Here is a 10,130-nt window from a genome sequence, read left to right on the forward strand (position 1 = left end):
CAAACTGTACCGATGACGTTAAAAGCTGTACTGTTCCGTCGCCGGACGTAAAGCGAGATTATCGAGTGGCGACGTAATCGCTGGAGGACAATTATGTCAGAAGAAATCAATGCAACTGTATCTACTGAATCAACTGAGACTGTCGACACTCAAGAAAATGTTGATACGGTGCAGGAAGAAAAGCACGAACGAACTTTCACTCGTGCTGAAATTGGTAAGATGCTATCTGCCGAGCGCTCTAAATGGGAAGCTGAACAAGAAGCCAAAGAGAACGAAGCTAAGAAACTTGCTAAGATGAATGCTGATGAGAAACAGAAATATCAGTTGGATCAGCGAGAGCAAGAACTTGCTGACCGTGAAAAGGCTATTGCTCGCAAGGAATTGACCGCAGAAGCTAAAGCAATGTTAAGTGAACGTGACTTACCTGTTGAGTTAGTAAATGTAGTTGATTTGACAAGCGCAGAGACGGTATCTGAATCTGTCGCTGTATTGCAGAAATCATGGGAACAAGCCGTGCAAAAAGGCGTACAAGAAAAGCTAAAAGGCAGCTCTCCAATGAAGCAAGCGCCAGTTGACAGCGACGGTATCACAAAAGAAGAATTCGCTCGTATGGGTTATCAGAGTCGAAACGAACTCTATCAAAAGAACCCAGAACTCTATAAGAAATTGAAAGGTTAAAATAAATGACAGTAGGACAAACTAAATTAGCCACTATGGTTAACCCAGAAGTAATGGCGGACATGGTTTCCGCTAAACTACCTAAATTGATTAAATTCACTCCACTTGCCTATGTGGAAACAGAACTTGAAGGACAACCAGGGAACACTCTAACAGTTCCAGCATGGGAGTATGCAGGAGATGCGACTGAGGTCGGAGAAGGTCAAGCCATTCCACTAGACCAATTGACTACTAAAAAGGCCACTATGACCATCAAAAAGGCTGGTAAAGGTTATGAAATTACCGATGAAACTCTTTTGTCAGCTCATGGCGACCCACTAGGTCAAGCGGCTTACCAACTTGGTTTGGCTATTGCTAATAAGATTGATAACGACCTTGTAGAAGTTGCTAAAACTGCAACTCAGCACGTCTCAGAAGCTCCAACAACTCTTGCAACTATTGATAAAGCCCTTGAAATTTTTGATGACGAAGAAGATGCGCGATATGTTGCTATTATCAATCCTAAAGATGCTAGCAAGCTAAAAACTGACGTAGCAAAAGAATGGACTAAAGGTTCAGAACTTGGCGCAGATATGGTTGTTTCTGGAACCTTTGGTGAAGCAGCTGGTGTGCAAATTGTACGCTCTAGAAAAGTTGAAGAAGGTAAAGGCTTCCTTGTCAAAGTGTCTCCTAGCCAAACTCAAACAGACGACGCCAACAAATATGGAGCTTTTGTCATCTTGCTAAAACGTGACGTAGCTATCGAAACAGACCGTGATATCATTAAAAAGACAACGGTTATCACCGGTGATGAACACTATGGTGTTTACCTATACGACCCTACACGAGTTGTAAAATTCGGTGAGTAAGAGGTGATGATATGAGCTTATTGCTACGACGTCATTATATCCAAGAGGAACAAGCTAGCCAGTATTCTGATTTAGAGAATAAGACTCTAGAAGAGTTGAAGAATCTAGCTAAAGAAGCTGGCTTAGCTGGGGCCTATAAGTTATCAAAAGCCGAAATTGTAGAGGTGTTGGAGGATTTAAAAAGTGAAATTTAAAATCAAACAAGATTTCTATGATTGGAAATCAAACGTGAAACGACTGACAGGGGAGGAACTTGAGATTACTGAGAAACGCTATGCTGAATTGGCTAACAATTTTGCCAGCAATGGCGTTACTATCTCAGATGTTCTTGAGGAAATCCTCCCTGAACCTGAGTTCTTAGAAGAGGATTGATATGTCTATAGAGTTGCTGAAGAAATTAACAGGCGAAGAAGATACTCAGCTTCTCATGTTGCTCCAAACGAGGGCTACAAATCTTATCTTGTCAGAGACTAATCGCACATCTTTGACACCTGCTTTAAGTCTTTTAATACCTGAGGTTGCTATCGAGATCCACAACCGCTCAGGAGCGGAAGGAGAGCATTCTAGAACCGAGGGCGGTATAGCAGTAGTCTACGGAGAAAACGGCCTGTCTACGGGTCTTTTACAGCGTATACGCATGCACAGACTAGCAAGGGTGGCAGGCCATGTTTTTGAAGCAGAGTAGACTGAAACCTTATCCAATGCGACGTTTTGAAAAGACTGTCACAGAGGAAGGTGTCGCAAAAGAAGGATATGCCAAGGAAGCTGAGACAGTCCGTCTTGAATTGTGGCCAGCTAGTAGCAAGTTACAATCTGAATTGTATGGCGAGCGTGTCAATGATATTTTGAACGCAAACGCCAACAAGTCAGCTACTATCAAAGTAAAGGATGGTGTGTGTATCGATAGCCAGACAGAAGTGACTCACAGGGTTATTTCTAAAAAGGTCTACACACATCATCAAGTTTTGGAGTTAGAGCGTGTCAGAGCTACTAGGGGCAGATAGACTTATAGCTAAGTTCAGAAGGCTATCAGATGTTACACAACGAGATATTGTTTCAAAAGCGGTTCATCATGCAGCTAAAACCATTGTCCAAGCAGACGCTAAGAGATTAGCGCCAGGTAACAATGGAGAACTTAGAAACAGTATCAAAACTAGGGTCAAAATGGACGGAGATAAGGCTATAGCAGAGGTTTACACCAATCTGCACTACGCTCCTTATGTTGAGTTTGGAACAGGACCAAAAGGACAAGCTAGCCATTCGGGTATCTCCCCAGAGGTTAGCGTGTCTTACAGGTCTAGTCCTTGGTATGTGCATGAAGACCAAATCGATGTAGGACCTTACCATTTTCAAAAAATTGGGGAGTTCTACAAGATGTATGGTCAACCTGCCCAGCCTTATCTTTATCCAGCTTTGAGAGACAATCAAGAGCGTGTGTCTAAGAATATTTCGAATTATGTCCGTAGAAAGATAAGAGAACAATTATAATGATCAATATAAAGCCTGTTATTTACAAAGAATTGCAAAAGGTCGCAGATAATGTGACTGATACGTATCCTAGCGATTGGGAGACTTTCCCAATCGTTATTTTTTTGGAAGAACAGAACAAGCCGGGTGAATGGTTCGATGACCAGGAACAGAAATCCTCTATCCGCTATAAGGTGGATATTTTTGATGATACTAGCACTAGTGAGTTAGCTGTTAAAATCAATCAGATTTTTGAGTCTTTAGGTTTGCGAAGAACCGACTGCCAAGACGTACCAGATCCGTCTCATTTGAGACATAAGGTCATGCGTTTTGAAGGTGTCGTTGACTTACACTCAGAGCTTGTTTTTCAATTTAGAATGGAGAATTAAACATGTTAGCAAATGGAATTACGTTAGCTTATGGTACAGCTAAAGGAACTTATACTAAACTTGCTGGGTTGAAAGAAGTACCAGAGTTTGGTATTGAGCCTGAAAAAGTAGAGAACACTACTCTTGAAGACAAAGTTAAAAAGTATGAATTCGGTATTGGCGACGCAGGGGAATTGGAGTACAAATTCGCTTATAAGAACGACGGAGAAACCGCACCTTATCGCGTATTGCGTAAAGCGGCAGACAACAAGACGAAACTCTTCTTTGAACAAACTTACCCAGACAACACTAAAGTTCATTTTGAAGGTCAAGTATCTGTTAAGCTTGGTGGTGGCGGTGTCAATGCCGTTATCGAGTTTACCCTTAAAATTGCTTTGCAGTCAGAGTTGGAATTTGTAGACGGTCTTGGAGGTTAATTAAATGGCGTTAAAATACACAACTTGGAAAGTTACTGATGAAAAAGAGTTGAAGCTACGTTTGACATCTCATCAAGCTGCAACTGTGGAAGAAAAAATCGGCATGAACTTGTTAAAGATTTTTATGCCTGAAGCTGGTGAAGAATTCACTTTACCGCCTTTGAAAGTTATGTTGTTGTTAGTTCATGGAGCCTTGCAGCAGTATGAACATGGGTATTCCTTTGAGGATGTCTACAATCTATACGATGAATACGTGGACAACGGTGGAGACCAAACAACCTTCATGTCAGAGGTTTTAATGCCACTCTTTGAAGTATCGGGTTTTACTCCACGAGGAAGCAAGGACAAGAAAACTTCCAAGAAGAAAATGACAGTAGTCGAGTAATCTTAACAGTAACGCAGATTATTGAGAGGCTTTACCCTATGTTTTTGGACATCGGAGGTAAGCCTCTTGATTTTTGGGATTTGACGGTGCTTGAAATCAGGGAAATGATAGAAAGCTACAACCGTGTCAAAACCCAAGAGCGTAAAGAGAAGATTATTGAATCTTATAGACTTTCGCAGATGATATCCAACCACATTTCCTTATTGTTATCCAAAGATGCCAAGGTTTTTGAGTTCTGGGAATATGCGCCTGAGTTATTTGTAGAAGAACAGCAAGCGGTAGAACAGGAACGACAGAGACAAGCGTTTTTGCTGCATAAGGAACGAATGCGTGAATTTGCAGAAAGACATAATCACAAGAGAAAGGAGGAATTAAATGGCAACGCTTGATGAATTAAAAGTAATGATTGACGCAGAGATAGCGCCTTTCAGGAAGAAGATGAAAGAAGTCGAGAATCAGGTCAAAGGAACATCTGACCAAGTGAAAAATGCCACTGCCAAAGTTCGTGAACAGTCGAATTCTATCGGTAGTGCGTTTGGTAAGCTAGCCAAGTTCGCTGGTTTTGCAATCCTTGGTAAGAAATTGCTTGATGTTGGGATGTATTCAGCGCAGACGGCTCTTGAAGTATCAGCGTCTATGAACCAAATCAAGCGACAGATGGGCGAGAGTTCGCAATCTTTCTTAAAATGGGTTAACGATAACGCTAACGCTATGAATATGGGTGTGGGTGAGGCGACCAACTACGGTGCAGTCTACTCAAACCTATTTTCTGGATTTATCAAAGATACTAACAAGCTAAGTGCTTATACCGCTAAGATGTTGCAAACATCTGCAGTTGTTGCTGAAGGTTCAGGGCGTAGCATTACAGACGTTATGGAGCGGATTCGCTCTGGTTTACTAGGTAACACCGAAGCAATTGAGGACCTAGGAATCAACGTTGGAGTTGCTATGATTGAATCCACTGAAGCCTTTAAGAAGTTCGCAAACGGTCAGAGCTGGCAACAATTAGACTATCAAACCCAGCAACAAATCCGCCTTATGGCTATTCTGGAACAGGCTACAGCCAAGTATGGAGATACCTTATCCAACTCAGTCAACGGAAGTATCAGCTTATTTAAGTCGTTGATGAAAGATAGTGCATTGAATTTGGGTAATGCTATGTTACCGATTATCAATGCAATCATGCCTGTCTTGAACTCTTTTGCTATGGTATTGAAGAATGTTACTGCTAAACTCGCTGAGTTTATTGCTTTAATGTTTAACAAGAAAGCTACGGTAAAAGATGGTGTCGGTGGAGCAGTTGGAGACATGGGTAATGCCATGAAAGATGCTGCAGGCGGAGCAGGAGACCTTGCTGATGCAGTGGACGACGCTGGAGATTCAGCAGGAGGACTTGCTGATAATCTTGGAGACTCAGCCAAAAACGCTAAGAAGGCTGCTAAAGAATTGCTTGGTCTAATGGGATTTGATGAGATTAATATCTTGCAAAAACCAAAAGACGACGACGCAGGCGGTTCTGGAGGCGGTGGCGGAGGTAAAGGTGGTAAAGGAAAGGGAGGCGGTGGCGGACCTTTCAAAGACATCTTGCCAGAAGTCGAGTTGACCGACATGGATAACCAATTCAAGAGCATTTTCGATGGTCTTGGAGATAAGTTAAAAGGATTGTTTGACTACCTAAAAAAACTTTGGGACTTATTTAAAAAAGGTTTCTCTCTATCATTTAGATGGGATAGTATTGAAAGATTAAAGAATGCACTACAAGGTATCTGGCAATCTATTAAAGATATCTTTGAAGATGGTACGATTTTACAAGCAGCAGCAAGGTTTGGAGAAAAACTAGCTTTTGCTTTGGGACAAACAACAGGCGCTCTCGCTAACGTAATCATGGGTATTGCCGTCTTTATCGCTGAAAGTCTGAATAAATCACTTAATGAAACGAAGCTAGATATCAAAGCATGGTTAATCCGTATGTTTGATATCGGTGGGGAAATCGTTGAAAGCGTCGGAAATATTGCCCAGAGTATCGGACAAATCTTCTATGATTCAATTACAAGTGAACCTGCTACAAATATGGGCGCAGGGTTAATCAGCGCCTTTACATACGCTTTTATGGGCGTGCAAGAAGTCACCGCTAAATACACAAGAGATATTATCGGTGCTATTGAAGAGACTATCACCGAAAATCAGGCTGGCATAACAGAAATGTTTACGGGTCTTTTTAAAGCTGTAGAGCCTATTGCTCAAGCTTTATCAAGCTCTATGAAGAAGCTTTTTGAAAGTGTTAATCAAGTATATGATGAGCATATAAAACCTTTGTTTGAATCAAGTTCTGCCTTGATGTCAGATGTAGTTGGTGCTTTTGTTAATGGGTGGAATGATAATATTCAACCTGTTCTTGAAAAGATAGGACACGGTTTCGCCGATACAATCAAAAACCATATTGAACCAGCTTTAGAAAAAATAGGTGGCATGATTGGAAGTTTTGCCGACTTTTCTAAAGCGATAAATGAAGTTTTCGGCCCAGTCATTTCCTTTATTGTAGAAAAGTTAACGGTTGTGCTAGCCCCTGCAATTGAATACATAGGAGAAGTTTGGCGTGTTTTATTTAACACTATCTCTGATGTGATTGGTGGTATTGCTGATATCATCAAAGGGGTATTTGATGTACTTACAGGACTTTTAACTGGAGATGGCGAAAAAATCAAAGAAGGATTTTTGAGTATATTTGGCGGATTAAAAGATATAGTAGTTAGCGTATTTAGTGGCATTATTGATCTTGTATCTGGTGTATTGAAACTTCTTTGGGACGTTGTTGTCGCAATATTCAAAAGTATTTGGGACGCAATTGTAGCTATCTTTTCTGGTATCGGGTCTTGGTTTGGAGAAAAGTTCCAGGGTGCATGGGACGCTATCGTTAACATCTTCAGTAATCTAGGTTCATGGTTTGGTGATAGATGGGCGGATGTGACAAATGCGTTAGCAGAGATTGGCTCATGGCTGGGAGAAAAATTTCAAGAGGGCTGGGACGCTATTGGAAATATATTTGGCAACTTAGGCTCTTGGTTTGGAGAAAAATGGACTGATGTTACCAATGCCCTTTCAGATGCAAATACTTGGTTAGGTGATAAATTCAAGCAAGGCTGGGATGCAATAAGCAATACATTTAGCAAGTTGGGTTCATGGTTCGGTGACCGTTGGAACGAATCTAAAGACGCGCTTGCTGAAGCAAACACTTGGCTTGGCGATAAATTCCAATCTGGTAGGGATAAAGTGAACTCAGCTTTTGAAAAAGTTGGCTCTTGGTTCGGTGACCGTTGGAATGATATCAAAGATGGAGTAAAAGAAGCTGATACATGGTTTGGCGAGAAATTTGAGAGTGCAAAAGAGAAAACTCAGAATCCTTTCCAAAAAATCGGTTCATGGTTTGGCGATAGATGGAAAGACATGCAAGATGCCTTGAAAGAAATCCCCAACTGGTTTAAGAATCTGTTTAATGATGCAATGGATAATGCCAAAAACATCGTTAAAAGTGGTATCGATAAACTAAAAAGCTTCTTTAACTTTGATTGGAGCTTGCCAAAAATCAAACTCCCTCACTTTGATATATCTGGTAGCTTTAGTTTGATGCCTCCTAGAATTCCATCATTCTCTGTAGATTGGTATGCACGAGGTGGTGTATTCAACTCTCCTAGCATCATCGGGGTCGGTGAAGCTGGTCAAGAAGCAGTAATGCCTCTTGAACGGAATACAGGTTGGATTTCTATCTTGGCTCAAAAATTGGCCGAAAGAATGCCTGTTAACAATGCACCTACAGGTTATTCATTACCGGCTGGCGACATCGTTATCCAAATAGCAGGCCATGAGTTCGGACGGGTAGCAATCCAAGAAATCAACAAGGAACATGAACGAGCAGGTCAAACCTTGCTCAAGATTTAGGAGGTTAAATGGCACAATTGACAATCAATGGGGTGGCTGTGAAGCCTCCCAAATCTTTTCAGGTCGGTATTCAAGATATCGATGGAGAAACAGGGCGTAACGCCAATGGAGACATGGTGCGTGACCGTATCACGACCAAACGCAAACTAGACTGTGAATGGGGCATGCTGACTCAAGAAGAAATGAGTCAGCTTTTAAGTGCTGTTTCATCTAAATTTGTTGAGGTATCTTATCCAGACCCCATGGATGGGCAAGTCACAAAGACTTTCTATGTTGGTGATAGGACAGCTCCTAGCTATACCTTTACTGAGAAGTTAAAACCTTGGTCTGGCGCTAAGTTTAATCTAGTAGAGAGGTAAGAAAATGGATGCTTTAACTAGACGACAATTTGACAGAGCCATGTTTGCCAAGGAAAGGACGCTGGCTATTCGTGTTGGTGATTATACTTCGCGGGATATCAAAGAGGCTGGTTTTGAGTATGGCTACATCAAGGGCGATACATACAAGCCTGGTGGAACGTGTGCTGGTAGCGGTAAGATTACCTTTACCAGTATCATTACCACGTTCAATAAACTGGATATCCTACACCCTGAGATTGGTCTACTGGTTGGGAATACCTATCAGTGGGTCAAGATGGGGGAATACTTCATCAACGATATTGAGATTGACCGAAACCGAAACACAACCACACTTGAGCTTATGGACGGTATGTTTAAGCTCAATCGTGAGTATGTGACGGACTTGCATTTTCCAGCTGAAGTCCGAGAGGTTATTCAGGAAATCTGCCTGAAAACAGGCATTGAGTTAGCGAATGACTATTTCGGAATCAGTGCTATGCGTTATCATATTGAGCAAGTTCCTGAGGGCAAGAAACTTTCCTTTAGGGATATGCTGAGCGCTATGACTCAGATGATTGGGATGTCTTGTTTTTTTAACCGAGAAGGTAAGATGGAAATCCGTGATTTAACTGAGTCAAATATCACGATCAACGCAGATAGTTACTTTCTGCATGGTTTAACCAAGAGTGAGATTGAGTATCAGATAGCTGGTATCACTTGTAAGACAGATAAGAAGTCTCTGACGGTCGGTATGAAGACCGGTCGGTCTTTGGAACTGGATAATGTCTTCATGACCCAGAGCGCTTTAAATGACCTGTATTACAAACTGAAAAACCTGACTTACTATCCTTATAATCTCAACTACCAAGGGCATTTACTGCTTGAGGTTGGGCAGTGGGTAACCATTCAGACCAATAAGAAAGAAACCTTTAAAGTGCCCGTGTTAAGCCAGAGCTTTACGTTTAAAGGCGGTTTAAGAGGTCGCATCAGCGCAGATAGTAAAGCTGGAAACGATACTCAGTATTCTTACGAGGGGACGATTACCAAGCAGATTAAGCAACAAGATGGCATTGAAGCAAAAATCCAAGCGCAGATAGACGCAGCAGATGCAGCCTTTGAAGCAGAGTTTGAAAAGCATAAAAAAGCGATTGATGATGCAATTGAAAAATACAAAGCAAATGCTGAAGAAATGGAAACCAAGATCCATGAAGAAATGGAGAAAGAGCGTCCTGGGTTCGTGAAGCTAATCCGTGAAGAGTTGATGAGTGGTGCGGACTCAATTGCTGAACTGAGTAAGAAACTGGAGCAGGTCAGTGAGACTGCAAGGGTCAATGCGAGCCTAATTGGTGGTGACGGAAATACCCAGTACAACAAGAACCGTTTGAACGGTGGAACAGCCAAGAAAATTAGTTATGGAACGGATTTTGTTGAGGTCGGTCATAATGGAGAGGGTTTTGAAATTGGTAAGAAATACGTTATAAGCTGGTCAGCTACCTGTACACCTTACGGCAAAACAGATGTGACTGTGGTAGTGAATAAGCCTACATTTTATGGTGGCCACGTTCATCTTGCGCCTGCTAATTCGGTTATGCCAGCGATTGACAAAGACCTTGTCCAAAAAGAGGAGCAGGTCTTAGCGGTCTACTACGGTGCCTATCGTCTGACTTTCTCAG

Annotated in this window: 13 protein-coding genes and 1 pseudogene; all 14 read left to right on the forward strand. The window is 41.8% G+C overall.

Annotated elements, in window-relative coordinates:
- Window positions 1–93: 93 nt before the first annotated feature.
- On the forward strand, window positions 94–678 hold the full coding sequence (locus M1G05_RS09290) for a DUF4355 domain-containing protein (protein WP_247953612.1): 585 nt from the start codon (window positions 94–96) through the stop codon (window positions 676–678).
- A gap of 5 nt (window positions 679–683) precedes the next feature.
- Window positions 684–1,526 (forward strand): N4-gp56 family major capsid protein, encoded by an 843-nt coding sequence (locus M1G05_RS09295; RefSeq protein WP_247953613.1) that lies wholly within the window; start codon window positions 684–686, stop codon window positions 1,524–1,526.
- A gap of 11 nt (window positions 1,527–1,537) precedes the next feature.
- Complete coding sequence (locus M1G05_RS09300; RefSeq protein WP_201058209.1) at window positions 1,538–1,720, forward strand: Rho termination factor N-terminal domain-containing protein; 183 nt, start codon at window positions 1,538–1,540, stop codon at window positions 1,718–1,720.
- A complete protein-coding gene (locus M1G05_RS09305; RefSeq protein ID WP_247953614.1) occupies window positions 1,710–1,898 on the forward strand; it encodes a hypothetical protein in 189 nt (62 codons plus the stop codon). Before M1G05_RS09300 ends, M1G05_RS09305 begins: the two co-directional genes overlap by 11 nt.
- 1 nt (window position 1,899) lies before the next feature.
- Complete coding sequence (locus tag M1G05_RS10080; RefSeq protein ID WP_084887167.1) at window positions 1,900–2,211, forward strand: phage head-tail connector protein; 312 nt, start codon at window positions 1,900–1,902, stop codon at window positions 2,209–2,211.
- Window positions 2,192–2,530 (forward strand): hypothetical protein, encoded by a 339-nt coding sequence (locus tag M1G05_RS09310; RefSeq protein WP_000478943.1) that lies wholly within the window; start codon window positions 2,192–2,194, stop codon window positions 2,528–2,530. The genes M1G05_RS10080 and M1G05_RS09310 overlap by 20 nt, the downstream gene beginning before the upstream one ends.
- The gene (locus M1G05_RS09315; protein ID WP_247953615.1) at window positions 2,505–3,014 is read left to right on the forward strand and encodes an HK97-gp10 family putative phage morphogenesis protein; all 510 of its coding nucleotides are present in this window, start codon (window positions 2,505–2,507) and stop codon (window positions 3,012–3,014) included. Before M1G05_RS09310 ends, M1G05_RS09315 begins: the two co-directional genes overlap by 26 nt.
- Window positions 3,014–3,382 (forward strand): hypothetical protein, encoded by a 369-nt coding sequence (locus M1G05_RS09320; RefSeq protein WP_247953616.1) that lies wholly within the window; start codon window positions 3,014–3,016, stop codon window positions 3,380–3,382. The genes M1G05_RS09315 and M1G05_RS09320 overlap by 1 nt, the downstream gene beginning before the upstream one ends.
- A gap of 2 nt (window positions 3,383–3,384) precedes the next feature.
- Window positions 3,385–3,798, forward strand: a complete 414-nt coding sequence (locus M1G05_RS09325) for a phage tail tube protein (protein ID WP_049515339.1) — start codon at window positions 3,385–3,387, stop codon at window positions 3,796–3,798.
- Window positions 3,799–3,802: 4 nt separating this feature from the next.
- Complete coding sequence (locus M1G05_RS09330) at window positions 3,803–4,183, forward strand: DUF6096 family protein (RefSeq protein ID WP_084887171.1); 381 nt, start codon at window positions 3,803–3,805, stop codon at window positions 4,181–4,183.
- A gap of 38 nt (window positions 4,184–4,221) precedes the next feature.
- Window positions 4,222–4,572, forward strand: a complete 351-nt coding sequence (locus M1G05_RS09335) for a hypothetical protein (protein WP_247953617.1) — start codon at window positions 4,222–4,224, stop codon at window positions 4,570–4,572.
- Window positions 4,559–8,119: a phage tail protein gene (locus tag M1G05_RS09340; RefSeq protein WP_247953618.1), complete on the forward strand. Its 3,561-nt coding sequence runs from the start codon at window positions 4,559–4,561 to the stop codon at window positions 8,117–8,119. The genes M1G05_RS09335 and M1G05_RS09340 overlap by 14 nt, the downstream gene beginning before the upstream one ends.
- A gap of 8 nt (window positions 8,120–8,127) precedes the next feature.
- Entirely contained in the window at window positions 8,128–8,478 is a 351-nt protein-coding gene (locus M1G05_RS09345; RefSeq protein ID WP_247953619.1) for a DUF6711 family protein, read from the forward strand.
- Window positions 8,479–8,482: 4 nt separating this feature from the next.
- Window positions 8,483–10,130, forward strand: a pseudogene (locus M1G05_RS09350) (hypothetical protein); the annotation flags it as partial.

Origin of the sequence: Streptococcus mitis (assembly GCF_023109515.1) — a bacterium.
GTDB classification, from domain to species: domain Bacteria; phylum Bacillota; class Bacilli; order Lactobacillales; family Streptococcaceae; genus Streptococcus; species Streptococcus mitis_CS.

Bases quoted from the DNA above. Each gene is read 5' to 3' on its own strand.
- M1G05_RS09330 (WP_084887171.1), top strand. From the start codon at position 3,803: ATGGCGTTAAAATACACAACTTGGAAAGTTACTGATGAAAAAGAGTTG.
- M1G05_RS09290 (WP_247953612.1), top strand. From the start codon at position 94: ATGTCAGAAGAAATCAATGCAACTGTATCTACTGAATCAACTGAGACT.
- M1G05_RS10080 (WP_084887167.1), top strand. From the start codon at position 1,900: ATGTCTATAGAGTTGCTGAAGAAATTAACAGGCGAAGAAGATACTCAG.
- M1G05_RS09340 (WP_247953618.1), top strand. From the start codon at position 4,559: ATGGCAACGCTTGATGAATTAAAAGTAATGATTGACGCAGAGATAGCG.
- M1G05_RS09320 (WP_247953616.1), top strand. From the start codon at position 3,014: ATGATCAATATAAAGCCTGTTATTTACAAAGAATTGCAAAAGGTCGCA.
- M1G05_RS09335 (WP_247953617.1), top strand. From the start codon at position 4,222: ATGTTTTTGGACATCGGAGGTAAGCCTCTTGATTTTTGGGATTTGACG.
- M1G05_RS09300 (WP_201058209.1), top strand. From the start codon at position 1,538: ATGAGCTTATTGCTACGACGTCATTATATCCAAGAGGAACAAGCTAGC.
- M1G05_RS09310 (WP_000478943.1), top strand. From the start codon at position 2,192: ATGTTTTTGAAGCAGAGTAGACTGAAACCTTATCCAATGCGACGTTTT.
- M1G05_RS09325 (WP_049515339.1), top strand. From the start codon at position 3,385: ATGTTAGCAAATGGAATTACGTTAGCTTATGGTACAGCTAAAGGAACT.
- M1G05_RS09295 (WP_247953613.1), top strand. From the start codon at position 684: ATGACAGTAGGACAAACTAAATTAGCCACTATGGTTAACCCAGAAGTA.
- M1G05_RS09345 (WP_247953619.1), top strand. From the start codon at position 8,128: ATGGCACAATTGACAATCAATGGGGTGGCTGTGAAGCCTCCCAAATCT.